This window comes from Paenibacillus terrae (assembly GCF_000943545.1).
GTDB lineage: Bacteria > Bacillota > Bacilli > Paenibacillales > Paenibacillaceae > Paenibacillus > Paenibacillus terrae_A.
Genome location: NZ_JTHP01000018.1, coordinates 66,293 through 90,852 on the forward strand (window position 1 = coordinate 66,293; position 24,560 = coordinate 90,852).

General features: G+C 49.5%; 27 protein-coding genes, 1 pseudogene and 1 riboswitch. All 28 genes and pseudogenes read left to right on the top strand.

Features of this window, described 5'->3' with window-relative positions; translation table 11 throughout:
- Positions 1-142 precede the first annotated feature (142 nt).
- The gene (locus QD47_RS11260; RefSeq protein WP_044646214.1) at positions 143-1,381 is read left to right on the top strand and encodes an L-threonylcarbamoyladenylate synthase; all 1,239 of its coding nucleotides are present in this window, start codon (positions 143-145) and stop codon (positions 1,379-1,381) included.
- 196 nt (positions 1,382-1,577) lie between these two features.
- On the top strand, positions 1,578-2,138 hold the full coding sequence (locus tag QD47_RS11265; protein WP_044646215.1) for a manganese efflux pump MntP: 561 nt from the start codon (positions 1,578-1,580) through the stop codon (positions 2,136-2,138).
- Between the two features lie 35 nt (positions 2,139-2,173).
- Entirely contained in the window at positions 2,174-2,758 is a 585-nt protein-coding gene (locus QD47_RS11270) for a low molecular weight protein arginine phosphatase (protein WP_044646216.1), read from the top strand.
- A gap of 78 nt (positions 2,759-2,836) precedes the next feature.
- Positions 2,837-2,918: riboswitch (ZMP/ZTP riboswitch) on the top strand.
- A 286-nt stretch (positions 2,919-3,204) separates the two neighbouring features.
- Entirely contained in the window at positions 3,205-3,792 is a 588-nt protein-coding gene (locus QD47_RS11275) for a TIGR01440 family protein (protein WP_044646217.1), read from the top strand.
- Positions 3,793-3,916: 124 nt separating this feature from the next.
- A complete protein-coding gene (locus QD47_RS11280; RefSeq protein ID WP_044646218.1) occupies positions 3,917-5,167 on the top strand; it encodes a serine hydroxymethyltransferase in 1,251 nt (416 codons plus the stop codon).
- Positions 5,168-5,320: 153 nt separating this feature from the next.
- Positions 5,321-5,555 (top strand): annotated as a pseudogene (locus tag QD47_RS30700) (sugar ABC transporter permease); the annotation flags it as partial.
- Positions 5,555-5,689 carry a hypothetical protein gene (locus QD47_RS33725; RefSeq protein WP_268794242.1) on the top strand — a complete coding sequence of 45 codons (135 nt, stop codon included), beginning with the start codon at positions 5,555-5,557 and terminating at the stop codon, positions 5,687-5,689. The pseudogene QD47_RS30700 and the gene QD47_RS33725, both read left to right, overlap by 1 nt.
- Before the next feature lie 472 nt (positions 5,690-6,161).
- Entirely contained in the window at positions 6,162-6,791 is a 630-nt protein-coding gene (gene upp, locus QD47_RS11285) for a uracil phosphoribosyltransferase (protein ID WP_013312332.1), read from the top strand.
- Positions 6,792-6,897: 106 nt separating this feature from the next.
- A complete protein-coding gene (gene wecB, locus QD47_RS11290; protein WP_044646219.1) occupies positions 6,898-8,067 on the top strand; it encodes a non-hydrolyzing UDP-N-acetylglucosamine 2-epimerase in 1,170 nt (389 codons plus the stop codon).
- 170 nt (positions 8,068-8,237) lie between these two features.
- Entirely contained in the window at positions 8,238-8,492 is a 255-nt protein-coding gene (locus tag QD47_RS11295) for an AtpZ/AtpI family protein (protein ID WP_025683780.1), read from the top strand.
- Positions 8,485-8,865: an ATP synthase subunit I gene (locus tag QD47_RS11300; protein ID WP_044646220.1), complete on the top strand. Its 381-nt coding sequence runs from the start codon at positions 8,485-8,487 to the stop codon at positions 8,863-8,865. Before QD47_RS11295 ends, QD47_RS11300 begins: the two co-directional genes overlap by 8 nt.
- 29 nt (positions 8,866-8,894) lie before the next feature.
- Positions 8,895-9,719 (top strand): F0F1 ATP synthase subunit A, encoded by an 825-nt coding sequence (gene atpB, locus QD47_RS11305; protein ID WP_044646221.1) that lies wholly within the window; start codon positions 8,895-8,897, stop codon positions 9,717-9,719.
- Positions 9,720-9,823: 104 nt separating this feature from the next.
- Positions 9,824-10,048: a F0F1 ATP synthase subunit C gene (atpE, locus tag QD47_RS11310; RefSeq protein ID WP_014278475.1), complete on the top strand. Its 225-nt coding sequence runs from the start codon at positions 9,824-9,826 to the stop codon at positions 10,046-10,048.
- A 110-nt stretch (positions 10,049-10,158) separates the two neighbouring features.
- Positions 10,159-10,647 carry a F0F1 ATP synthase subunit B gene (atpF, locus tag QD47_RS11315; RefSeq protein WP_044646222.1) on the top strand — a complete coding sequence of 163 codons (489 nt, stop codon included), beginning with the start codon at positions 10,159-10,161 and terminating at the stop codon, positions 10,645-10,647.
- The gene (locus QD47_RS11320; protein WP_044646223.1) at positions 10,644-11,189 is read left to right on the top strand and encodes a F0F1 ATP synthase subunit delta; all 546 of its coding nucleotides are present in this window, start codon (positions 10,644-10,646) and stop codon (positions 11,187-11,189) included. Before atpF ends, QD47_RS11320 begins: the two co-directional genes overlap by 4 nt.
- A gap of 19 nt (positions 11,190-11,208) precedes the next feature.
- Positions 11,209-12,723: a F0F1 ATP synthase subunit alpha gene (gene atpA, locus QD47_RS11325; protein ID WP_025683774.1), complete on the top strand. Its 1,515-nt coding sequence runs from the start codon at positions 11,209-11,211 to the stop codon at positions 12,721-12,723.
- A 247-nt stretch (positions 12,724-12,970) separates the two neighbouring features.
- A complete protein-coding gene (gene atpG / locus QD47_RS11330; protein ID WP_044646224.1) occupies positions 12,971-13,837 on the top strand; it encodes an ATP synthase F1 subunit gamma in 867 nt (288 codons plus the stop codon).
- A gap of 122 nt (positions 13,838-13,959) precedes the next feature.
- Positions 13,960-15,360, top strand: coding sequence for a F0F1 ATP synthase subunit beta (gene atpD, locus QD47_RS11335; RefSeq protein ID WP_044646225.1), 1,401 nt, complete (start codon positions 13,960-13,962; stop codon positions 15,358-15,360).
- A gap of 69 nt (positions 15,361-15,429) precedes the next feature.
- The gene (locus tag QD47_RS11340) at positions 15,430-15,843 is read left to right on the top strand and encodes a F0F1 ATP synthase subunit epsilon (protein WP_044646226.1); all 414 of its coding nucleotides are present in this window, start codon (positions 15,430-15,432) and stop codon (positions 15,841-15,843) included.
- A gap of 349 nt (positions 15,844-16,192) precedes the next feature.
- Positions 16,193-16,444: a DUF1146 family protein gene (locus QD47_RS11345; RefSeq protein ID WP_044646227.1), complete on the top strand. Its 252-nt coding sequence runs from the start codon at positions 16,193-16,195 to the stop codon at positions 16,442-16,444.
- A 324-nt stretch (positions 16,445-16,768) separates the two neighbouring features.
- On the top strand, positions 16,769-18,118 hold the full coding sequence (gene murA, locus QD47_RS11350) for a UDP-N-acetylglucosamine 1-carboxyvinyltransferase (protein WP_044646228.1): 1,350 nt from the start codon (positions 16,769-16,771) through the stop codon (positions 18,116-18,118).
- A gap of 232 nt (positions 18,119-18,350) precedes the next feature.
- Positions 18,351-19,775 (top strand): stage II sporulation protein D, encoded by a 1,425-nt coding sequence (gene spoIID / locus QD47_RS11355; RefSeq protein WP_044646229.1) that lies wholly within the window; start codon positions 18,351-18,353, stop codon positions 19,773-19,775.
- Positions 19,776-19,845: 70 nt separating this feature from the next.
- Entirely contained in the window at positions 19,846-20,586 is a 741-nt protein-coding gene (locus QD47_RS11360) for a M23 family metallopeptidase (protein WP_044646230.1), read from the top strand.
- 200 nt (positions 20,587-20,786) lie between these two features.
- Complete coding sequence (spoIIID, locus tag QD47_RS11365) at positions 20,787-21,074, top strand: sporulation transcriptional regulator SpoIIID (RefSeq protein WP_007432737.1); 288 nt, start codon at positions 20,787-20,789, stop codon at positions 21,072-21,074.
- A gap of 172 nt (positions 21,075-21,246) precedes the next feature.
- Positions 21,247-22,245 (top strand): rod shape-determining protein, encoded by a 999-nt coding sequence (gene mreB / locus QD47_RS11370; RefSeq protein ID WP_044646231.1) that lies wholly within the window; start codon positions 21,247-21,249, stop codon positions 22,243-22,245.
- A 122-nt stretch (positions 22,246-22,367) separates the two neighbouring features.
- Positions 22,368-23,252: a flagellar hook-basal body protein gene (locus QD47_RS11375; protein ID WP_044646232.1), complete on the top strand. Its 885-nt coding sequence runs from the start codon at positions 22,368-22,370 to the stop codon at positions 23,250-23,252.
- Positions 23,253-23,265: 13 nt separating this feature from the next.
- Entirely contained in the window at positions 23,266-24,093 is an 828-nt protein-coding gene (locus QD47_RS11380; protein ID WP_044646233.1) for a flagellar hook-basal body protein, read from the top strand.
- A 10-nt stretch (positions 24,094-24,103) separates the two neighbouring features.
- Positions 24,104-24,316 (top strand): DNA-directed RNA polymerase subunit beta, encoded by a 213-nt coding sequence (locus QD47_RS11385; protein WP_044646234.1) that lies wholly within the window; start codon positions 24,104-24,106, stop codon positions 24,314-24,316.
- Positions 24,317-24,560: the final 244 nt, after the last annotated feature.

Genomic DNA, 24,560 nt, shown 5'->3' on the forward strand with positions numbered 1-24,560 from the left:
CCGGTATGTTATAATGAAATATAGGTTTTACAGCTATGAGACATGGACAGATTCGGTTCAGCTAAGCCGCCCAAGTAAGTTCTTTGGGGATAGAGCTAACTGAACCAGGACTGTATGACAATAACGTATGGGATGATCTGATATGAGCGATAAATTGAATCAAATACAAGGTTTGTGCGGAGAGTCTGCGCAAAAGGAAAAATGTGAATCGGTACTGGACGAACAGGGGCTTCATGGGCTAAAGCCGCCGTTGGCGAATTCCCATACGAAATGGTGGGACGTAAGAGGCTTGGTGGTTGAAGGGGAATTCTCTGCTGAAATGTTATCCGGACAAGCCTGTATTGCGGCGGAAAAAGGCATTCGTGAGGCCGCCGTGCTGCTGCAAGCAGGAGAGACGGTAGCGTTCCCTACCGAGACGGTGTACGGCTTGGGCGCGGATGCGCGTAGCACGGAAGCGGTAGAATCGGTATTCGCCGCCAAAGGGCGTCCTTCCGATAATCCGCTGATCGTGCATATTTCCGACCCTGCCCAGTTGGATGGTATGGTAACGAAAGTAAATGATACGGCGCGGGCGCTGATGGATGCGTTCTGGCCGGGACCGCTGACGCTGGTGCTGCCCGTAATTCCGCAAGCACTGTCGCCCCGTGTGACGGCGGGGCTGGACACAGTCGGCGTGCGCATGCCAGATCATCCGGTAGCGCTGCGCCTGATCGCGGAAGCGGGCTGTCCGCTGGCTGCGCCAAGCGCCAATCGCTCGGGCAGGCCCAGTCCGACCCTTGCACACCATGTGCGTGAGGACCTGGAGGGCCGCATCGGCGGCATTTTGGACGGTGGCCCCACGGGTGTGGGGCTGGAGTCCACGGTGGTGCAGGCCAGTGACGACGGAACCGTCATCATCCTGCGCCCCGGCGGCGTGACGGCCGAGCAGCTCGCTGCGGTCGCTCGCGCCGTCGAGCTGGACCCGGCGTTGGTCGCCGCTTCGCCTGGCGAGGACGCCGATAGCCCGGCACCGCGTTCGCCGGGCATGAAGTACACGCACTACGCGCCGCGAGGCCGCTTGAGCGTAGTGCAAGGCCCGTCATCCGCTGAGGTGACGGGCTGGATTCGCGCCGCGCTGGCGGAGGCGTCCGCGCGGGGGGAGCGCACGGCGGTGCTCGCGTTCGACGAGCATGCCGCCGGCTATGCCGGAGAGCGCGTTTACACGCTGGGCAAGCTGGACGCACTCCATGAGGCAGCGCAGCGCCTGTACGGCGTGCTGCGCCGCTGCGACGAGGAAGGCGTCACCTACATCTTGGCGGAAGCTTGTCCGCCGAAAGGGCTGGGAGACGCCGTTATGAACCGCCTGCTCAAAGCAGCAGGCCATCGGGTCGTCCGTCTCTAGGACGACGCGGACACTATCCAAACATTTCCCAAACATTTCCTATACATGCAGTCCCCACGTTTGCATGGATTGACCTTTTCAGCATAGTTGGCCCCTCTCCTTCCTGGTACAAGCACGGTAAACCGTATGCTTGTACTGTTTTGCCTCTTGTCCGCATAACGTGTACAAGAGCAGACGGATATTGGGGGGATGGAGTATGCTGGCAGCCTCTGCCCATGCCGGGCAGATTGTAACGATTCTGGTCATGGCTGTAGCGCTGGGGATGGATGCGTTATCGTTAGGCGTGGGGATCGGCATGAAGGGGATACGCCTGCGGGACGTGCTGCGGATCAGCACGGTCATTGGCTTTTTTCACATACTGATGCCATTGCTGGGTATGTTCACAGGCCATTATATGAGTTCTTTACTGGGTCATGTGACGACCTATTTTGCAGGGGGATTGCTTATCCTTTTGGGCGGGCATATGGTGTATAATTCCTTCAAAGGTGACGGGGTACAGGTGCTGGACCATCGTTCGCCCCTGGGCCTTTTACTATTTTCGCTTGGGGTGAGCGTCGACTCCTTTTCTGCTGGGGTATCACTGGGCATGTTCCAGAGTGATTTGGTGCTGACCGTTCTGACGTTTGGTTTTTGCGGGGGAGCGATGGCGATGCTGGGACTGCTGTTAGGCCGCAAGGTCAGCCGCAATCTTGGAGACTATGGAGAAGCGGTGGGCGGTGCTATTTTACTGGCGTTTGGCTTTATGTTTATGTTTTAATTATATATTATTTCAATATACGGGGGGTGAAGACGTTGAAACATATCTTATTCGTATGCACAGGGAACACCTGTCGCAGTCCAATGGCTGAAGGGATGTTGCGCAAGCTGTCTGCTGAGCACGGGCTAGGGTTGGAAGTGCGCTCGGCGGGAGTAGCCGCGATGGAAGGTACGCCCATTTCCCGACATGCAGAGGCAGTGCTACGTGACCACAATATCTCGGATCAAATCACCTCAACTCCTTTGAACGGTGGGCTTGCCGAGTGGGCACATCTGATTTTAACCTTGACCCAAGGGCATAAGCAGCACGTCATTCAGCGCTTTCCCCAAACGGTGGGCAAAGTGTTTACGCTCAAGGAATATGTGGAGGACCGGGATTCAGTGCTGAATGATGTACAGGAGCTGGATGGTCTGTACGCTTCGCAACAACTGATGGGATCATTAGGTCAGGAGCTTTCGGCACGGGAGCGTGAGCGGATGATTGAACTGCGTCAACGTATTCCGGGCTTTGATATTTCCGATCCGTTCGGCGGGTCGCGTGAAGATTACGATGTCACGGCTGCGGAAATCAGAACAGCGCTGCACAAGCTGGTGGACAAGCTAAAGGCTTTGTCCGAATAAAGTTTGTATCACTCATCTATTTTGTACGGGATCTGTTGATTTTCGGCGGTTAATCCGTTAAGATAAGGTGGAAAAACAAGAATCCGGTGTAACTGGCGACAAAAGTGGGATTAACCACGATGGAGCATCGGATATACGGCCGGTCGCCTGGGCAAAAGAGCAAATCCACATTGGCTGTGGACTGCTCTTTTTTCGTATATGAGCTAGGTCCGGCCTCCGATGGCCTTCTGTCCAGACAAATGACAATGATTCTTCCGTGTGCTGTTACTTCAAGTATTCGAACCGTGAGAGGGTCCTTTTTAAGGTGGTTCTTCCATTTTTCCTGCTCGAAATCCGATTCATCGGCTATAATATAGTCAGATTGTGATTCAGGAGAGAGTGTGTTGAACATGGGGCATAAGCCCGTGCCCAGTCTCTGTGGGGCTGTTCAACCAAAGGAGGTTCCAATGGCAGGACAATTGGATCATGAGGTTACGCTTGAAGCACAGACCGCTTCTGTCGTGAAGGAAATAGCAGAAGCAGCCAGTCTCAAGGCTGGTCGTTTGCTGGTTATCGGGGTAAGCACCAGTGAAGTGGCTGGAAGCGGGATTGGCACGGCGGGAGCGCTCGATGTAGCGCAGCAATTGCTGGCTGGAGTGGAATCTGTTCGCAGGGCGTACGGTTTTGATGTAGCGTTTCAATGCTGCGAGCATTTGAACCGTGCGCTGGTCGTTGAGCGAGCCGTGCTGGAGCGGCTGGGACTGACGGAGGTTGCCGCCGTTCCCGTTCGTACAGCAGGCGGATCTATGGCTACCGTTGCCTATCGTGCGCTGGAAGATGCATGTCTGGCGGCGAATGTACAGGCGCATGCGGGGATAGACATTGGTGAGACGCTGATCGGTATGCATTTGCGACCGGTTGCTGTTCCGTTTCGTCCAGGCCTTCGCTGGATTGGCGAAGCGCGTGTGACGGCGGCGTTCACTCGTCCACCGCTCATTGGCGGACAACGAGCGGTGTACAGTCTGGAGCAAGAAGGCGGCGGAAGCTGCGACTAGCATTTGCATTTTGGTTTGGACAGCATGTTTGTATCTTTTTTGTATTGATGATGAGGTACCCAACAGAGGAGCAGGCGCTTGCCTGTATACCTGACAATTGACCATGGAGAGGGAGTAATCAATCATGATGGAACATCTGCGTAAAAGTGACCCGGCAGTGCTGGAAGCAATGGGACTTGAACTAAAACGACAACGCCACAATATCGAACTGATCGCATCCGAAAATATCGTCAGCGAAGCGGTAATGGAAGCAATGGGCTCTGTACTGACAAATAAATATGCTGAAGGCTATCCGGGTAAACGCTATTACGGTGGCTGTGAGCATGTAGATATCGTTGAGGACATTGCACGCGACCGTGCCAAAGAACTGTTCGGTGCAGAGCATGCTAACGTACAAGCTCACTCTGGAGCGCAAGCGAACATGGCGGTATATCTGGCAGCTCTTAAACCTGGAGATACCGTACTGGGTATGAACCTGGCGCACGGCGGCCATCTTACACACGGAAGCCCGGTTAACGCCTCCGGCTTGTTGTATAACTTTGCCGCTTACGGTGTACGTGAAGACAACTTCCGCATCGACTATGATGAAGTGCGCAAGGCAGCCTTCAAGCATCGCCCTCGTCTGATTGTAGCCGGCGCGAGCGCATATCCGCGCACCATTGATTTTGAAGCCTTCGCTTCCATTGCCAACGATGTGGGCGCTCTGTTCATGGTCGATATGGCACATATCGCGGGTCTTGTGGCAGCAGGTATTCATCCAAGCCCGGTTCCGCATGCTCAATTTGTAACAACAACGACACACAAAACGCTGCGTGGTCCGCGTGGAGGTCTGATTTTGACTCGCAAAGCGTGGGCGCAAGCGATTGATAAAGCTATTTTCCCAGGTACTCAAGGGGGGCCGTTGATGCATGTGATCGCATCCAAAGCCGTTGCCTTGGGTGAAGCACTCCAGCCTTCCTTCAAAACCTATGCGCAAAACGTAGTTCGCAACGCTCAGGTGCTGGCTGAGACATTACTGGCTGAAGGCATTAACATTGTATCCGGCGGTACGGATAATCACCTGATGCTGCTGGACACGCGTAGCTTGAACATCACTGGAAAAGAAGCGGAGCATGTGCTGGATTCCGTGGGCATTACAGTGAACAAAAACGCGATTCCTTTCGACCCGACCAGTCCGTTCGTTACCAGCGGAATCCGCATTGGTACACCTGCTGCAACGTCCCGTGGTATGGATGAAGAGGCTATGGTCAAAATTGGTAAAATCATTGCCGAAACTCTTAAAAATCCGAAGGATGATACGGTATTGTCTAAAGCCAGCCAAGCTGTTGGCGAACTGACAGACAAATTCCCGATCTACCCAAGTATTCAATACTAATCAATCGGCTTGTTCATGCTCCCCCTTAGCCTCAGGTTGCCAGCTTTGGCATCTGGGGGGGTGACCATGACTACACATATGATGTGACTGATAAGGCTGTTTTTCTTCCGTAAGCCGGAGGGGGAACAGTCTTTTTTTGATTTCTAGCGATTCTGCCTGTTTCTGGAGATATCCTGGTCCTTTAAAGTATTTGAGTTGAATTTGGCTCTGACAAAGGGTGGACCCTTCAAGTCGACGGAGTCCGTTGCGTTTGGACATATATAATGAAGCGTTTACAAATAACCGTCTTGGATTGGGTACTGCCAAAGTCATTATTTTCTTTGTTATCATTGCAATCATTACGAGCATCCAGGTGCGTCTGACGAAGAAAAAGGAGGTCGAAATGTAATGGGAAAAACAAGCGACATTTTGGCTCATTCCGCTTCGTGGCCGATGACCTTCCATTTTGAGAACTACGCGAATGCCTGGAATAAAATAAAACAGCGACAAGATATGGAGTTGGAACTTTCAACGTTTCCCTAAGGGACTGAATCAGGATCTGAAAGTAGCATGCAGGCCTATATTGCGGGAGTCATTACGAAGGATGAAATGCTCCAGCAATTTCAGGGGGGCATGGGACAATTTGAAGTACAGATAAAAGACTGCTGCTGTTTTAGGACACAAAGCCTGTAGGTTAGGCAGGAAGTACAAAATTTAAAAGGCTTTGACGGTCAAGTGCCATCAGAGCCTTTTTTATGCACTTTTTGTATGACAAAAGTCACTCTTGAAGTGGGCGAAGTATGCATTTTACCTGTCATATCTTCCTCTTGACAAAAGGTTGCGGTGGCAGGTGTTAAATCAATCAAGGGAATGTTATAATAAACAGGATTTACAGGCACGCATTGCATCTGTGCTTATTTGGTTTGTACAAATAGGTTACATAGATCCTTTCCATACAGGATGTTCGATATTCTGGTGCGAAAGAACGTGACGATAATACCGGAGGGAATATATCATGGCAAAACTGGTGGTTTGTGATCACCCTTTGATCCAACACAAACTTACATTTATCCGCGATGTGCGGACCAACACCAAGGATTTCCGCGAACTGGTGGATGAAGTAGCAACATTGATGGCTTATGAAATTACGCGGGATATCCCGCTGGAGAGCATTACGGTACAGACACCGGTTGCTGAGACAGAAGGCAAGGTTATTTCCGGTCGCATGTTGGGTCTCATTCCAATCTTGCGTGCAGGCTTGGGCATGCTGGATGGCGTTGTCAAACTGCTGCCGGCAGCAAAGGTAGGGCATGTGGGACTGTTCCGTGATCCCGAGACATTGCAGCCTGTGGAATACTATACGAAGCTGCCTACAGACGTGACTGAGCGTGAATTGATCGTGATTGATCCGATGCTTGCAACAGGCGGCTCAGCGATCGCGGCTATTGATGTGTTGAAAAAGAGAGGCTGCACCCAAATTAAAATGATGAATTTGATTGCCGCTCCCGAGGGAGTCAAGGCTGTTCAGGATGCCCACCCCGATGTAGATATTTATGTTGCTGCACTGGACGAGCGTCTGGATGATCACGGCTACATTATTCCGGGTCTTGGTGATGCGGGAGACCGTCTGTACGGAACCAAGTAAACGGCCTCTGGTTCGGCATAATATATGGGCGTTACGGACAAGTCGTTTTTCATAGGAGAACGATCTTGGAGTCGGGCGTTCATTTTGAAAAGGGGTTCAACAGAAAATGTCCAAAATCAAAGTGATGACTATTTTTGGCGTGCGTCCGGAAGCGATTAAGATGGCTCCTCTTATTTTGGAGCTTCAACGTCACCCCGAGCATATCGAGTCTGTAGTATGCGTAACGGCTCAACATCGCCAAATGCTCGATCAGGTTCTGGAAGTATTTAATATTCACCCTGACTATGATCTGGATGTGATGAAGGATCGTCAGACGCTTAATGAAATTTCCATTCGTGTACTTCAAGGATTGGAACCTGTGTTACGTGAGGCAAAGCCTGATATCGTGCTCGTTCACGGGGATACGCTGACGACTTTCCTGGCCAGCTATGCGGCCTTTATGCAACAGATCGAAGTAGGGCATGTGGAAGCGGGCTTGCGGACGTGGAACAAGCTTTCTCCGTACCCTGAGGAAATGAACCGTCAACTGACAGGAGTGCTGTCTGATCTTCATTTTTCTCCTACATCTTTATCGGCTGGGAATTTGCGGAAGGAAAATAAACCTGAATCGCGAATATATGTAACAGGCAATACCGTGACTGACGTATTTCAGTATACGGTTCGCCAGGATTACGAGCATCCGGTGCTGGAATGGGCTAAAGGCAAACGTCTGATTCTGATGACGGCACACCGTCGGGAGTCCCAAGGGGAGCCACATCGCCAAATTTTTAGTGCGGTCAAACGGATCGCGGACGAGTTTGAGGATATCGCTATCGTGTATCCGGTTCATCCGAGTCCGGCTGTGAAGGAGCCTGCATTTGAGATTTTAGGCAACCATCCGCGTATTAAGCTGATTGATCCGCTGGATGTGGTGGATTTACACAATTTTTATCCGCACACTCATCTCATTCTTACCGATTCTGGCGGTCTTCAGGAGGAAGCACCTTCATTCGGCGTGCCTGTACTGGTACTGCGTGATACGACTGAAAGACCGGAAGGAATTGAAGCTGGCACACTGGAGCTGGTGGGTACGAGTGAAGAGAACGTCTATAATCGGACCAAGGCTCTTTTGACGGATTCTGCATTATATGAGTCTATGAGTCAGGCAGCAAATCCTTATGGCGATGGACGAGCTTCGGCAAGAATTGTCAATGCTATTTTGCATCATTATGGTGTTCAATCCGAACGTCCTGAAGAATTTCACACAATGTTCACAAAAGGTGTCCGCACCACATAATCATCCTTACAGGGTAAGCATACAGTTAAACTGTACGGTTACCAAGGGATACGGCATTTTAAGATGCTTTGTCGACTGATTTTATACTTTAGGGCGCTAAAATATCTCAATTGACAAAGCATCTTATATTTAAGTAAAATGGACTGGAATTGCAGGGGTGACATGGAAAAGTGGTCAAACCTTCCAAGCAAAACAACAACCGAAATAACACCGGAAATGCCTTCAAGGCAATTGGACTGGTGAGCGCTATCGGCATTGATTTAGCCGTGTGCACACTGGGTGGTTTTTATGCCGGAAAGTGGCTAGACGCTAAACTTGGTGGTTCCGGAATTTGGATTGGCGTAAGCGTTCTCGCAGGCTTGGTTGTAGGCGCATTGAGTATTGCCCTTGTGATCGGAAAGGTATTGAGGGATAACCATGAGTGAGATGACCCGAATGCAAAAAATGTTATGGATCGTAGCGCTTTGTATTATGGCTCTGTGTTTCCTGGTCTCCGCCTTCATGCCCCAACATCGTGACATTGCTCACGGAATCATTCTGGGAACGGGAGTAAGCTGTCTTAATGTGCTGTATATGGCCTACAAAATTCGACAGGTTGCGAGTGCGGCCGCCGGTGAAGGCAAGAAGAAAAGGGTGGGCATCGGCTTTGGAGTTCGTGTAGCGACCTCTATTTTGGCGGTAGTGCTGGCGATAGAATTTCCGGCCTATTTCCATGAGATCGCTGTAATGGCAAGCCTGGTAACTGGACAGTTTCTTCTTTTAATTATAGGCATCATATTCGCGCTACAGGAAAAATGATGGCTCAACTGAGAAAGGGGTGAGAAAACATGTTGCATGAATCACCGATTATCGAATTGGGCGGGTTTAACATTGACTTGTCCGTCATTATTATGCTTTTTGTAACTTGCGCGATTGTGTTTGGACTGGCTTTTGCTGCAACGCGCAATTTGTCTGTGGACAATCCAAGCAAGCTGCAAAACTTTATGGAATGGGTCGTTGAGTTCGTTCAAGGACTGATTACCAGCACGATGGATTTGAAAAAAGGGAAGCCTTTCCTCTCCTTGGGGATGACGCTGATCATGTTCATTTTTGTCGGAAATATGCTGGGCTTACCATTCGGTATTGTGACCGATTTCGATAATACGCAAAGTGCCCAAGTATTTGGACACCAAATCATTCCAGTCAAGGAAGCATTAGAACAAGCACAGGCGGCTCATCCGGGCGAACCTGCCCACGTGGGTGTCAGCTGGTGGAAATCACCTACCGCAGATGCAGGAGTGTCCATTGGTCTGGCATTGATGATCTTTGTGCTGGTTCATTTCCTGGGAATCTTCCGTAACACCAAAGCCTATTTCAAGCATTACATTCAGCCATTCCCTTTCTTTTTGCCAATTAACCTGATTGAGCAGTTCTCGAAACTTTTGACACATGGTATGCGTCTATTCGGTAATATCTTTGCCGGCGAGGTTTTGATTAGTGTGCTGCTGAAATTGACAGCAATTGGTGTTGGAGGGTGGATTGCCTCCGTATTGGGGCTGGTTGTATGGCAAGGATTCAGTATCTTTGTCGGCAGTATTCAGGCGTTCGTCTTTACCATTTTGACGTTCGTGTATATTTCACAGGTAATCGATACGCATGAAGAAGAGCATTAGGTCATTTCAGTTTCCGGTTTTTAGTTAAGTTCAGGAGTGCGCTTCGCTCTTAACTGCAAATACATGTACAACACAAATACACATCTCTAAGGAGGATTTTTAAAATGGGAGCTTGGGCATTAATAGCAGCAGCTATCGCAGTAGGTTTGGGTGCGCTCGGCGCAGGTATTGGTAACGGTCTGATCGTAAGTAAAACAGTTGAAGGTATCGCTCGTCAGCCAGAAGCAAAAGCTTCATTGCAAACTGTCATGTTTATCGGTGTAGGTCTGGTCGAAGCACTGCCAATCATCGGTGTCGTTCTGGCATTCATTTTCTACGCAGCAGCTTAATTGAATGGAAGCAAGGTTTGGCGGGGAAGGCACAGCCATCCGCGCCTTCTTTGTTCGTTTGAAGAATGAAAGATCCAGGACTGACGTTCACCGGAAAGGAGTGACTTCAATTGAGTTTAAATTGGACAAGTATCGTTTTTACTATAATTGCATTTTTGATTTTGTACTGGTTGCTGACCCGTTATGCATTTGGCCCCCTCTTTTCAATTATGGAGAAGCGGCGAGAGCTTGTTTTGAAGCAAATGAATGAAGCGGCACAGACGCGTGAACAGGCTACTGCCTATGTTGAGGAGCAAAAGCAGGCTCTCCAACAGGCACGTAAAGAAGCCTACGATATTATTGAGCAGTCGAAACAAACAGGTAGCAAGCAGGCGGAGCAAATTATTGTTCAGGCCAAGGACGAAGCTGTCCGCCTGAAAGACGAAGCTGTTCGTGAGATCACAAGCGAGCGCAATAAGGCAGTTGCCGAGCTGCGCAGCGAAGTGGGCCGGGCTTCAGTACAAATCGCTTCCAAGCTGATTCAAAAAGAAATCAAGGAAGACCAAGTCCAGGGAGAGCTTGTCGACCAGTACCTTAAAGAGGTAGGAGGCAAAGCATGAGCCGGGATACGGTAGTTGCCAAACGGTATGCGAAAGCTTTGTTTGAAGTGGCGGAGCAAGAGCAAACCATTATGGAGACCGAGCAAGAGCTGCGTGCTTTTGTAGAAGCTGTCTCCGGGGATGCTGAAATCCGTAAGTTCATCAACTCTCCTAACATTACGGAAGCGGTCAAGCTTCAGGTTCTGGCTAACAGTTTTGAGAGCAAGCTGTCTGCCCCACTGATCAACACGATTAAGCTGTTGATCCAGCGCAGCAGAGCAGATTTGTTCGAATCTCTTCTCGCTGGATACCTTGATATTCAGGAGTACAAGCTGGGACTTGCCCATGCAAAGGTGTATTCCACTTATGCGCTCAGTGAGCAGGAAAAAACAGCGGTAGCCGAGCAATTCGGAGCCCGTGAACATAAAACAATCCGTGTGGAAAACATAGTGGACCCGAGTCTGCTGGGCGGATTGAAAGTGGTTATCGGCGATACACTGTACGACGGCAGTCTGGCCGGCAAGCTGGATCGTCTCGAGAAATCCTTTAACAGACGAGTATAGAAGATAGGGGTGAACACACTTGAGTATCAAACCTGAAGAAATCAGTTCATTGATTAAAAGTCAGATTGAACAATATAAAAATGATATCGAGGTCGTTGAAGTCGGCACTGTTGTTGAAGTCGGCGACGGTATTGCCCGCGTCTACGGACTGGAAAAAGTCATGTCCGGTGAATTGGTTGAATTCGAAAACGGCGTTTTGGGCTTGGCGCTCAACGTGGAAGAAAGCAATGTCGGTGTTGTTATTCTCGGTCAATTCTCCGATATCCGTGAAGGCGGCCAAGTGAAACGTACAGGTCAGATCATGCAGGTTCCTGTAGGGGAAGCATTGATCGGACGTGTTGTTAATCCGCTGGGACAACCAGTAGACGGTAAAGGCCCGATTGCTACAACGGAATTCCGTCCGGTAGAAAGCCAGGCTCCAGGCGTTATGGCCCGTAAATCGGTACATGAGCCAATGCAGACGGGGATTAAAGCTATTGATGCGATGGTTCCGATTGGTCGCGGTCAACGCGAGCTGATCATCGGTGACCGTCAAACAGGTAAAACCTCTATTGCGATTGACGCGATTTTGAATCAAAAAGGAAGCGGCATGAAATGTATTTATGTTGCCATCGGCCAAAAGCAATCTACAGTAGCTCAAGTCGTTGAAACCTTGCGTCGTCATGGTGCTTTGGAATATACGATTGTCGTTACAGCAGCAGCTTCCGACCCATCACCATTGCTCTATATCGCACCTTACTCTGGCTGCGCTATGGGTGAGTACTTTATGTACAAAGGCGAGCACGTATTGGTTGTATACGATGACTTGACCAAACAAGCGTCAGCTTACCGGGAACTTTCCCTATTGCTGCGTCGTCCACCGGGCCGTGAGGCATACCCAGGTGACGTTTTCTATCTGCATTCCCGCTTGCTGGAACGTGCAGCGAAGCTGAATGACGAGTTAGGCGGCGGATCGCTAACTGCGTTGCCATTCATCGAAACACAGGCTTCCGACGTATCTGCCTATATTCCAACGAACGTTATTTCCATCACAGACGGACAAATCTTCCTCGAAGCTGACTTGTTCTATGCAGGACAACGTCCGGCGATTAACGTAGGTATTTCTGTATCGCGTGTAGGTGGTTCGGCTCAGATCAAAGCGATGAAAAAGGTTGCAGGTTCCCTGCGTCTGGATCTCGCCCAATATCGTGAGCTTCAAGCGTTCTCCCAATTCGGTTCTGATTTGGACAAGTCCACCAAAGCTCGTCTGGATCGCGGCGCGCGTATGATGGAGATTTTGAAACAGGGTGTTAACCAGCCGCTGGCTGTAGAGCAACAGGTTGTGAGCTTGTACACTGCGGTAAAAGGCTTCCTGGATGATATTCCTGTAGCAGATGTGAAACGTTTTGAGAAAGACTTCCTTTCTTATATGGAGTCTGATCATCAAGATATTCTTCAATCTATTCGTGATACAAAAGACTTGGTACCTGATAACGATGCGGCTCTCAAAGCAGCTATCGAGAAATTCAAAAAATCATTTGCCACGTCGGTTTAATACATTGGAATTTGCCAGTTTATGACGAGAAGTGTCCTAAGGAAGCGTGCCCTCCGGGCTGTGGCTTCCTTGGCATGTTTTATCCTCAATAACAGGCCCTTTATGATTAGTCCGGCTGGACTGTCCTTCATCATGGACAGCCGGATATCCAGAACCGGTTTACGAAGTTAGCTTTGACTTTGTCAAAGCTAAGGGATTGCTTACGAAGTTAGCTTTGACTTTGTCAAAGCTTTAAGGTGGTGAAATCATGGCAAAAGGTATGCGCGAGATTAAACGTCAGATCAAAAGTGTGCAGAGTACGAAGCAGATTACGAAAGCGATGGAGATGGTAGCTGCATCCAAGCTTAGAAAAGCTCAGGAGAAGGCTGAGGCGGCTCGTCCTTATTCGGAAAAGCTTAGGGAAGTTGTGACCAGTATTGCTGCGGGGTCAAACAACGTTAAGCACCCGATGCTGGAATCGCGTCCGGTCAAAAAGACGGCATATCTCATCATTACATCTGATCGTGGTCTGGCTGGTGGTTATAATGCCAACATTTTGCGGCAGGTTACACAGACAATTGCGGAACGTCACCGTTCACAGGATGAATTTACTATTTTCATTATTGGACGAAAAGGACGGGACTATTTCAGACGCCGCGAGTTTCCTATTGCCGAGTCGGTAACAGATCTGTCGGATACACCTGCTTTTGCAGATATCAAGACGATTGCCAACAAAGCTGTGCAGGGTTTTGAGCTCAAAGAATTTGATGAGCTGTATCTATGCTATAACCGCTTTGTTAATGCATTGACTCAGATTCCAACCGTTGACCGTCTGTTGCCTATGGCGACGCCGGATTCCGCTGCTGCTGCATCCTCGATTAACTATGAGTATGAGCCGTCACCGGAAGGAGTGCTGGAAGTGCTGTTGCCGCGATACGCGGAAACACTCATCTATGGTGCTTTGCTGAACGGTAAGGCGAGTGAGCTGGGAGCAAAAATGACAGCAATGGGATCTGCCACTAAAAATGCTACGAAGCTGATTGGTGAGCTGTCGCTGACCTATAACCGTGCTCGTCAAGCGGCTATTACCCAGGAAATTACGGAAATCGTGGCAGGGGCAAGTGCCCAGTCTTAATGGGCTTTTTTTGCGGACTGCTGTATAGCTGGTCCTATACTAATATGATAATTTGCGGGCGCAAAACAAATCGTGTAGTTCGGATTTGCGGCTGTGCAAGCTTGTAGGAGGGAAACCAAAAGATGAACAAAGGACGCGTAGTGAGCATCATGGGTCCGGTTGTCGACGTTGAGTTTGAACGCGGACAGCTTCCGGAAATCCTGAATGCCATTCATATTGGGACTGTGCTTGAGAACGGAGTCAAAGTTGACCTGACGCTCGAAGCATCGAAACACCTTGGTGACAACCGTGTGCGTTGTATTGCCATGTCTTCCACAGATGGTCTGGTTCGTGGAGTTGAAGCAATCGATCAGGGAGCACCTATTTCGGTACCTGTCGGTGAAGCAACTCTAGGACGCGTATTTAACGTACTTGGAACGCCAATTGATAATGGTACTGATTTGAGTGAAACAGCTAGAAATCCGATTCACCGTCAGGCTCCTGCCTTCGATGAATTGACAACTCAAGCAGAAATGCTCGAAACCGGCATTAAAGTTATCGACCTGCTGGCTCCTTACGCCAAAGGCGGTAAAGTCGGATTGTTTGGTGGTGCTGGTGTAGGTAAGACCGTAACCATCCAGGAATTGATTAACAATATCGCTCAGGAACATGGTGGTATTTCCGTATTTGCAGGCGTTGGTGAACGCACACGTGAAGGAAATGACTTGTACCATGAAATGAGAGATTCCGGCGTTATCAACAAAACAGCGATGGTGTTCGGACAAATGAACGAGCCTCCAGGCGCGCGCTTGCGTGTTGCCCTTACGGGTCTGACGATGGCGGAGTATTTCCGTGATCAGGAAGGCCGTGACGTGTTGCTCTTTATTGATAACATCTTCCGCTTTACCCAAGCGGGTTCCGAGGTTTCTGCCCTCTTGGGACGTATGCCTTCGGCAGTAGGTTACCAGCCTACGCTGGCAACTGAGATGGGTCAATTGCAAGAACGGATTACTTCTACTAAAAAGGGTTCTGTTACTTCCATTCAGGCCATCTATGTGCCTGCGGATGACTACACTGACCCGGCTCCTGCTACAACGTTTGCCCACTTGGATGCAACGACAAACCTGGAGCGTAAAATTTCCGAAATGGGTATTTACCCGGCGGTTGATCCACTAGCATCAAGCTCCCGGATTTTGGCTCCAGAAGTTGTAGGTGAAGAGCACTACAATGTAGCACAAGGTGTAAAACAAATTTTGGCCCGCTATAACGAGCTTCAGGATATCATTGCCATCCTGGGTATGGATGAGCTGAGTGAAGAAGACAAAATGCTGGTAGCCCGTGCGCGCAAAATCCAGCGTTTCCTGTCCCAACCTTTCCACGTTGCCGAAACGTTCAACGGCTTTCCGGGTAAATATGTACCGGTTAAAGAAACTGTACGAAGCTTCAAAGAAATTCTGGAAGGCAAGTATGATCATCTTCCAGAAGCGGCCTTCCTTTTTGTAGGGGCCATCGAGGAAGCGGTAGAAAAAGCCAAAACGCTGTAGCATACAGGCGAAGAATAGCCGAGCCTTACGAAGTGAGCTGTCTGCGGGCAGCTTTCAGGAGGGATTCAAGTGAGCACATATTTGTTGGAGATTGTGACGCCAGAGCGCCTGGTCTTTGCAGAACAGGTAAACAGCATCAGTGTTCGCGGCTTGGAAGGCGATCTCGGGATTTTACCCGGACACCTTCCCTTGGTCACTCCCTTGAAGATTGCGCCGGTACGTATTAAAACTGGCGGTCAGACAGAAGTGATTGCGGTCAATGGGGGCTTTGTCGAAGTCCGCAAGGATAAAGTGGTCATTTTGGCTGAAAGTGCGGAGCGTTCCGAGAATATTGATGTGGAGCGTGCCCGTGCGGCAAGGGAGCGGGCAGAGCTGCGGCTCCAGAGTAAACAGGAGAAAGTAGACCATCATCGGGCGGAGGTAGCCCTGCAACGGGCACTTAATCGTCTGAATGCAACGAGCATCAGAACCAATAAGAATTAACATTGGGTTTTTAACTGGATTGTAAAAGGGTTCGGCATGGTATACGGATGGGATGACAAGGAGACCGCTTCATAGTTTCTGCCAAATGATGTTCCGGCAGAAGAAGATGAGGTAGACTTTTCCTTCCTTCGATCACTGTGATCGAGCCCTTTTTTGATATGATTTCCAAAAATACAGTCCCATTTCTTGCTTAATAGCTAGGTACATAGTACCTTTTAAATTCACGAAACAGAAGGAAATGTTCGTATTTTGTCGAAATAATTGTCCTGAAAGTAGAAATAGCACTGGCATATTAGGCGTTCGCCGAGTATTATAAAGAAGTCTGTGACGCAGATGGGAGGGATTACGGATGAACGGGAAGCAGCAATTGGCTGAACAGTTAAGTCAATCGGCGAGTATGACCGCGCTGGTCTCCATGATCGTGTCGCTCATTTGTATAGCGCTAGCTTGGTGGGCTTTACAGAGCTTAAAGCTGGATTTATTCATCAGGCATCCTAAGGGACCACAGGGCAGATTGCTGCACTTGTTTCTTGCCATTATGTTGGGACAGCTGGTGTCCGGCTTTCTTTTAAGCTATATCTCATGGAGCCAGATGCTTTAGAATGTGTTTTAATATGAAGTGGGCGGGTTATATGACTTTATGGCCCTGTATCTGCGGGAATTGTCGAATAACATCGCGTCATATTGTTAAGAATGGTAAACAAAAGAACTATACGTGTATAGCTGGCCCGACAGGCTGGAAACACAATAGTCGTCATGTTTAAAAAACGCTTGTATACTTGATTTAATCAGTGTTATGATGGCAGTTAGTGTATTAGTAAAATCTTGTTTTTTTATGTAATGAAAAAGCAAGGCATGAAAATAGCGGAATATGTTCTTTTTTTCCATGATGGAAAAGGGAAATGACGCGCGGAGGGAACCATAGATGAGCAAATTTATCGTCCGCGGTGGCAACAGATTGACCGGGAGTGTCAAAGTCAGCGGAGCCAAAAACTCAGTTCTGCCGATCATCGCCGCATCTCTTTTAGGAGAAGAAGGAGAAAGTGTTATCATTGATGCACCTCCTCTAGACGATGTGATGACCATTAACAAAGTGCTGGAGTCCTTAGGAGCAGGCGTTACATACCAAGACGAGGTCATTCGTGTTGACGCACGGAAGATAATTTCCTGTGAAGCCCCTTACGAGTGGGTTAGGAAAATGCGCGCATCGTTTTTGGTTATGGGGCCGTTGCTTACACGTTTGGGACACACAAGAATTTCGCTTCCAGGCGGATGTGCAATTGGTACGCGACCGATTGATCAGCATTTGAAGGGTTTTGAAGCATTGGGTGCCGAGATTAGTCTGGGCCAAGGGTTTATTGAAGCTAAAATTAACGGGCGTCTGCGTGGAGCAAAAGTTTATTTGGATGTAGCCAGCGTAGGTGCGACCGAAAATATTATGATGGCCGCTACTCTTGCGGAGGGCATTACCACCATTGAAAATGCTGCGAAGGAACCTGAGATCGTCGATCTTGCGAATTTCCTGAACGGTATGGGTGCCAAGGTGCGCGGTGCAGGTACAGGCGTTATTCGCATTGAAGGCGTTGAAAAGCTGCACGGTGTGAAGCATACGGTCATTCCCGACCGGGTAGAAGCAGGTACTTACATGGTTGCTGCTGCGATCACAGGCGGGAACGTATATGTAGAAGGCGCGATATCGGACCATTTGGGACCGGTTATCTCCAAGATGGAAGAAATGGGTGTAATCATTCAACCGGATGAAAATGGAATTCGCGTGATTTCGGATAAACCGTTAAAGGCCGTTGATGTTAAAACGTTGCCTTATCCTGGTTTCCCTACGGATATGCAGTCCCAGATGATGGCACTTCAACTTGCCGCTGAAGGCACCAGCATTATCACGGAAACCGTGTTTGAAAATCGTTTTATGCATGTGGATGAATTCCATCTGATGAATGCGGAGATTAAAGTTGAAGGCCGTTCCGCAATTGTAACCGGCAATGCTAAATTGACAGGTGCAAAAGTGACCTCGACAGATCTGCGTGCAGGTGCTGCTTTGATTCTGACTGGACTGATTGCGGAAGGTACAACGGAGGTATCCGGCGTACATCACATCGACCGTGGTTATGTTCATCTAGCTGAGAAGCTGACCGGGTTAGGCGCGGACATTTACAGAGTAACGGTAGAAGAGCCCAAGCTGGATGTCTCCAGTGCTGAGCGCGTCATACCAGAACCGGCATCAGGGAATCTGTTTAAGATTCAGCCTTCCCTGGCCTAAATGTTAGCGCATATAGCCTCATGCGGCTATATGCGCTAACATTTACGAATAAGTGAGAAACCAAGTCCATAAAGGGCTTGGTTTTTTTATGTTTTCAGCCTGTCTTTTTCATTCTTTCAGTTCTCTTAAAATGGTTCTATCAAAGTGGACGACCTCATATGATTGAAAATATCTGCTGAAGCATATCACTGCTTCCAGCCGGACTCAAGCCCTTTGATGGAGGTTTCAGCTTATGAAAGATTCACAGGTTCGTATTCGTATACCGATTCATCATTCCAAGGAACATCGCCGGGCTTCACCTGAGGGAGACAGTCACGGCTCTATAGCTGTTGTACAGGCAGGGCGTCCTGTGCCACAGCAGATCGTTCCGCCGGGCGCGTCAGCTCCTGACAGAGTGACCTTCAACGCCCGGCGTACGGCGGCGGCGGTCACTCCCGCGCAGCGCTCTATCCCCGCGTCGCCGCCCGTCTCTGGGGCAGCTACGACCCGCGGCAGCCTGCCGCCCGCGCTGCTGCCGCACCTGCGGCCTTCTGCCGGGCGTGTCCCGCGCTGGGGCAGCCGCCGCCCATGGCTGCCCGCCGCGGCTATGGCGGGCCTGCTGGTGCTAGCGCTGGCCGTGCCCACACTGCTGGCATGGCCTCGCCACACGGCGCAGACGTTGCCGCCTAGCAACCGCACGGCTACGCCAGCGGTTGCGAAGGGCGAGGCGCCCGTTACACGACTGCCGGGCATCCCACCCATGCCTGCAGTGCCCGCCGCGCCAGCGCGCAGCGTACCAGCGGCGGCAGAGCCGGACGTGCGCGTGTACGTCACGTCCACCGGTCGCACGGAGACGCTGCCGCTAGAGCAATACATTGTCGGCGTAGTAGCTGCCGAAATGCCGCCCAGCTTCGAAGGCGAGGCGCTGAAGGCGCAGGCCATTGCCGCGCGTACCTTCATTGCTCGGCGTTTGCTGGCTGATGACACCAGCGGCGCTCCGGCGGGGGCGGATGTGACCGATACGGTTAAGCACCAGGCCTACATTTCCAAAGCCAAACTTAATAGAGAGTGGGGGCATGCTGGCAAATCCGCAGAACTGGCCAAAATCCGGCAGGCTGTACGCGACACCAAGGATACGATCATGGTATATGAGGGTAAACCGATTACCGCTTCCTTTTTTTCTACCAGTAACGGTTATACTGAAAATTCAGAGGATGTATGGGCCAAGGCTGTGCCTTATTTACGGAGTGTGTCAAGTCCATGGGACAAGCAGCTTGCGCCCCGTTATGCAGAAACCATCACGCTGAGCCGTCAGAATGTGCTTGATAGATTGGGATTGAGCCGTACGCCGATAGCCGCTTCTACTGGAGGAGGGAGTATACCGGAAATTCGGGTACTTTCCAAGACAAAGGGGCATCGGATCAAGCAGATCGAGGTAGGAGGCACTATTTTTACAGGACCGGAAATCCGAAACAAGCTGGGGCTGCGTTCTGCTGAATTTACGTGGAAGGCCGAAGGAGATCGGATCGCCATTACAACCTACGGCTACGGACATGGTGTCGGTATGAGCCAATGGGGAGCTAACGGAATGGCCAAGGAAGGACATACCGCCACTCAAATTCTCCTTCACTATTACACGGGCGTTTCCTTTGCCCAAGCCTCTCGTATTCTAAGTTAGTAAATTTTTCAAAACTTTGAAGTATAAAAGAGTTGCACCCGGTAACACTGGTTACTGAGGTGATGAGCAAATGAGTGAACAAAATAAAAACCAGAACCAAAATCATGAAGAAACACCCAAAACCTTTCAGGGTGGTAGGGCTTCACGGCCGTCTTCGTGGAAAAAGCTGTTGTCCAAAAGGTGGGCATACCCGGCAGCCTACATTGCCGCAGCAGCCATTATACTAACTTTAGTGTGGGTCTATCAGGATGCCAGCCAGAAGTCTTTCAAACCTGACCCAGCTAATTCATCGGTACAGAATACATCAACGGTCAATACCGATGTCACCGGACAACAGCCTGAAAGTATGGAAGTCGTTGCCCAGTCGGAAAATCTCGCATGGCCGGTGGCGGATGCTGCCGCAGTACAGGTCGTAAAGCCATTCTTTGACGAAAACGCGACAGCTGACGAACAGGCGGCTGCGATGGTAGAGTACGATAAAACCTTTACCGCCAACACTGGCATTGATCTTTCTCGCGCCGATGACCAAACATTCGAAGTGAGAGCCGCGCTCAGTGGTAAGGTGACCCGTGTGGAACAACACCCGCTGGCAGGCAATGTTGTGGAAATTACGCATGATAACAATCTCAGAACCGTTTACCAAAGCTTGAACGATCTGAAAGTAAAAGAAGGCGATCAAGTAAAACAGAACGATGTCATCGCTTCGGCGGGTCGTAATGAACTTGAAAAGGATTTGAAAACACATCTGCATTTTGAAGTGTATCAGGATGCCAAGCCAGTGAATCCAACCGGTCTGCTTCCTAAAAAATAAATTTGGTAATAGCTTTTCATGCAAAGCGGGGGATCATCATCCCTCGCTTTTTCTTGTGCTTTTGTAGTTCATTGGGTAAACATCAGTTGCTTTTGCCAAATAAATAGGCCTTCCGAAGCATGTCTTCCCGCCATACCGCGAATATATAGGCATACTCCTCATATAATGTACCAAACTATCCACAGTGGGGAGGCGGGAGCGTGCACGATTACATCAAGGAACGGACCATCAAAATCGGTCGCTGTATCGTGGAAACAAGGAATACGGTCCGTACGATTGCCAAGGAATTTGGTGTCTCCAAGAGCACGGTGCATAAAGATCTGACCGAACGGCTGCCTGAAATCAACCCGGACCTTGCAGATCAGGTGAAGCACATTCTCGAATACCATAAATCCATTCGTCATCTGCGGGGAGGGGAAGCGACGAAAATCAAGTACAAAAAAACGAGCGGAAAAAGAAGGGAGATCCTTGTTTCAGGCAAGTCTTAAAAATATATAGTGAATTGGCTGGCAAAGCCATTGAATCAACCCCCTGAAGTATGATATGTTAAAAGATGGTACAAGATCGAAAAATGACATGTAACCGTAGGTTTATACATATATTTGCCGCTTCTTGTCGAATCTCAGCTTTTTAAAATATCACTTTGGGGGCCTTTTTAATATGTTCAGTAATGATATCGGTATCGACCTCGGTACGGCCAACGTGCTTATCCACGTCAAAGGGAAGGGGGTTGTTCTTGACGAACCTTCCGTTGTTGCAATAGAAAGCGATACAAAAAGAGTTCTGGCTGTCGGAGAGGAAGCACGCCGTATGGTTGGACGTACTCCCGGTAATATCATAGCCATCCGTCCACTGCGCGACGGTGTCATCGCCGATTTTGAAGTGACTGAAGCCATGCTAAAATATTTTATCAATCGTGTAGGGGGAAAAAGCTGGTACAGCCACCCTCGTATTCTGATCTGTGCGCCGACGAACATTACCTCAGTGGAACAAAAAGCGATTCGTGAAGCGGCGGAGCGTAGCGGGGCTAAAGAAGTATTTTTGGAGGAAGAGCCAAAAGCAGCTGCCATCGGGGCAGGAATGGATATTTTTGAGCCTAGTGGCAACATGGTTGTGGATATTGGTGGTGGAACAACAGACGTTGCGGTTCTCTCTATGGGGGATGTAGTAACGGCTTCTTCCATTAAAATGGCAGGAGACAAGTTTGATTCCGCCATCATGAAATATGTGAAAACAAAGTACAAGCTTTTGATCGGGGAACGCACAGCGGAAGATATTAAAATCGCCATCGGCACCGTGCATCCGAGCGGACGACAGGCAGAGATGGACATCCGGGGACGAGATATGGTATCCGGGTTGCCTAAAACGTTAAGTATTTCTGCGGCTGAAGTGCAGGATGCGCTCAGAGATCCTGTGTCAGCGATTGTTGCTGCGGCCAAGTTTGTATTGGAGCAGACCCCACCTGAACTGTCAGCCGACATTATTGACCGGGGTGTTATTTTGACAGGCGGCGGCGCGTTGCTGAGCGGATTGGACGAGCTGCTTGCCGAGGAACTGCGTGTTCCGGTGCTGGTTGCTGAAGATCCGATGCATTGTGTCGTCAAGGGCACAGGAATTATGCTGGATAATTTGGATCATGTCGTTAAGAAAAAGTTCTAATCTGCCGATAGTGAATATAAGAGACTCGTGTGCGGTCAGGGAGGCTATCTAGGTTTTGGCTTCCATGCCTCCGTACGAGCAGATGTTTGATCAGGAGAGTACAGGATTGGGGTGCACGATACATGTTGAGAGGTTTATATACTGCGGCCGCCGGAATGACAACACAACAACGACGCCATGACACCGTGACGCAAAATATTGCCAATATGAACACGACTGGATACAAGCAGGAAAACAGTGTTCAGCGTTCTTTTCCGGAAATGCTTATTTCGATGACTGGAGGCAATCCGGATAATCCGGACCGTACGGTCGGCAAGCTCAATACTGGCGTTTTTGCTGAGGAAAGCCTCTCCCCTTACATTCAGGGGGCATTGAAGGACAGCGGACAAGCTACGGATTTCGCGATACAGTCCAATATTAACGTGAACGACCCGGCAACCGGTCGGCCTATGGCTTTTGATCAGGCGGGGAAATTCATCAATGCTAACGGTGAAGTCACCTATCGTCCGGAAGCGTTTTTTACGGTTCGGGACAATAATGGTAATGTACGCTATACACGTGATGGGCATTTTCAGGTAAATGGAACGGGAGCATTGCTCTCGTCGACTGGTTCAGCAGTGCTGGATACGAATGGAAACCCGATTCAATTGACGGGGGCTGTTTCAGCGCTTAAAGTAAATGAGCGAGGCGAATTGGTGGACAAAGACTCCAATCAGACGTTGGGAACGACGCTCGGAATCAGTGTCATTGACCGTCCATACCAACTCGTTCGTGAAGGTAATGGGAATTTTCGCCTGAATGATACAGACGGTGCTACGGCCAGAACGATGACTGCAAATGATGTGGTATCTGTCCGTCAAGGCTATCTGGAAGTATCCAATGTGAACGCTTCGCAGTCGATGGTGGATATGATGGCTGCGTTAAGAGCGTATGAAGCGAATCAGAAGGTCATTCAATTTTATGATAAAAGCTTGGACAAGGCCGTTAATGAAGTAGGTCGTGTATAACAGGGGGTAAGTGATGAACAACTCCATGATCGGCGCAATGGTATCTATGGCCAGTGTGCAGCAGCGCTTGGATTTGATTGCCGATAATATCGCCAATATCAATACGGTTGGTTATAAGAGTAAACAGGGTTCTTTTGAAGATGTGCTGGCCAATGTGCAGCAGCAGCCTTCGACGTATCTCCAAAATGGACGGGCTATGCCGCTCGGCTACAATTTGGGCTACGGTGTGAAAATAGCCTCGGCTATGAAAAATATGGAGCAGGGACCGCTTAAAGAGACGGGGCTTCCTACCGATCTGGCGATCCAAGGCAATGCCATGTTCGAAGTTCAGGGAAATGGACAGAAGGCTTGGACGCGTGACGGCAGCTTTCATTTTGTTCCAGATCCGAATGACGGCAAAACGATGTTGCTGACAACCTCTGAAGGCTATCAAGTGCTGGATAACAATGATGTTCCTGTAACTGCTCCGTCTGGATCCAAGGTAGCGATTAACCCGGACGGTGAATTGCTCATTCGCCCAGACGGAACGGGAAATCCAATAGTTGGTCAGCGGATCAAGCTGATGGATGTGCAACGTCCAGAAGGATTGGAACAGCGGGACGATAACCTGTTCGTGTTAGCATATGGTGTGACAGAAGCGAATGTATTTGGTGCAGCAGGTGTAGCGGGCGCTGTTCCAGCGGACGTATCTGTACGTTCCGGCTATTTGGAACAGTCTAATGTGGATTTAGCGGGTGAAATGACGGACATGATGCAAGTTCAGCGAATGTATCAATTGGCGGCACGGGCGCTGACTTCTAGCGATACAATGCTGAACCTGGCTAACAATCTGAGGGCATAGGGATTTGGTAATGAAAGAAGAACAACCCAATTCCCCTCCGGTGCCTGAAAAGGCGAAGTCTCGCTGGCGTACCGCCCGTTATTTCGTAATCCCGTTGTTATTTCTATTCTCGCTGTTGGGTGGTTTGATTGCAGGATATGTGATCGTAGGCAAGCAAGGGCTGGCAGGCGTATTTGAATGGAAAACCTGGCAGCACGTCATTGATCTTATATTTGCGCCTTAATTTACTTTAAAAGATGGGGGCGGGGAGAAGGTCGCTCCGCGAATGATTTGATCTTACGATCGCTGTTGCAACCGGATTTTCTTATTTTATAAGTTATTCAGATGTGAAAATCCCGTTGCAAAGGCGAACGCTTACGCTTCTCCAGATTCAAATCCTTCGCTTCGCTACTACCCGCCATCGAGCCCACTCTTGTTAAGGTAAACCACTCGCAATTTGTGTTGGGTAGCATATAAAAACAACAAAG

Bases quoted from the DNA above. Each gene is read 5' to 3' on its own strand.
- QD47_RS11260 (WP_044646214.1), top strand. From the start codon at position 143: ATGAGCGATAAATTGAATCAAATACAAGGTTTGTGCGGAGAGTCTGCG.
- QD47_RS11265 (WP_044646215.1), top strand. From the start codon at position 1,578: ATGCTGGCAGCCTCTGCCCATGCCGGGCAGATTGTAACGATTCTGGTC.
- QD47_RS11275 (WP_044646217.1), top strand. From the start codon at position 3,205: ATGGCAGGACAATTGGATCATGAGGTTACGCTTGAAGCACAGACCGCT.
- QD47_RS11280 (WP_044646218.1), top strand. From the start codon at position 3,917: ATGATGGAACATCTGCGTAAAAGTGACCCGGCAGTGCTGGAAGCAATG.
- QD47_RS33725 (WP_268794242.1), top strand. From the start codon at position 5,555: ATGGGAAAAACAAGCGACATTTTGGCTCATTCCGCTTCGTGGCCGATG.
- upp (WP_013312332.1), top strand. From the start codon at position 6,162: ATGGCAAAACTGGTGGTTTGTGATCACCCTTTGATCCAACACAAACTT.
- wecB (WP_044646219.1), top strand. From the start codon at position 6,898: ATGTCCAAAATCAAAGTGATGACTATTTTTGGCGTGCGTCCGGAAGCG.
- QD47_RS11300 (WP_044646220.1), top strand. From the start codon at position 8,485: ATGAGTGAGATGACCCGAATGCAAAAAATGTTATGGATCGTAGCGCTT.
- atpB (WP_044646221.1), top strand. From the start codon at position 8,895: ATGTTGCATGAATCACCGATTATCGAATTGGGCGGGTTTAACATTGAC.
- atpE (WP_014278475.1), top strand. From the start codon at position 9,824: ATGGGAGCTTGGGCATTAATAGCAGCAGCTATCGCAGTAGGTTTGGGT.
- QD47_RS11320 (WP_044646223.1), top strand. From the start codon at position 10,644: ATGAGCCGGGATACGGTAGTTGCCAAACGGTATGCGAAAGCTTTGTTT.
- atpG (WP_044646224.1), top strand. From the start codon at position 12,971: ATGGCAAAAGGTATGCGCGAGATTAAACGTCAGATCAAAAGTGTGCAG.
- atpD (WP_044646225.1), top strand. From the start codon at position 13,960: ATGAACAAAGGACGCGTAGTGAGCATCATGGGTCCGGTTGTCGACGTT.
- QD47_RS11345 (WP_044646227.1), top strand. From the start codon at position 16,193: ATGAACGGGAAGCAGCAATTGGCTGAACAGTTAAGTCAATCGGCGAGT.
- murA (WP_044646228.1), top strand. From the start codon at position 16,769: ATGAGCAAATTTATCGTCCGCGGTGGCAACAGATTGACCGGGAGTGTC.
- spoIID (WP_044646229.1), top strand. From the start codon at position 18,351: ATGAAAGATTCACAGGTTCGTATTCGTATACCGATTCATCATTCCAAG.
- QD47_RS11360 (WP_044646230.1), top strand. From the start codon at position 19,846: ATGAGTGAACAAAATAAAAACCAGAACCAAAATCATGAAGAAACACCC.
- mreB (WP_044646231.1), top strand. From the start codon at position 21,247: ATGTTCAGTAATGATATCGGTATCGACCTCGGTACGGCCAACGTGCTT.
- QD47_RS11375 (WP_044646232.1), top strand. From the start codon at position 22,368: ATGTTGAGAGGTTTATATACTGCGGCCGCCGGAATGACAACACAACAA.
- QD47_RS11380 (WP_044646233.1), top strand. From the start codon at position 23,266: ATGAACAACTCCATGATCGGCGCAATGGTATCTATGGCCAGTGTGCAG.
- QD47_RS11385 (WP_044646234.1), top strand. From the start codon at position 24,104: ATGAAAGAAGAACAACCCAATTCCCCTCCGGTGCCTGAAAAGGCGAAG.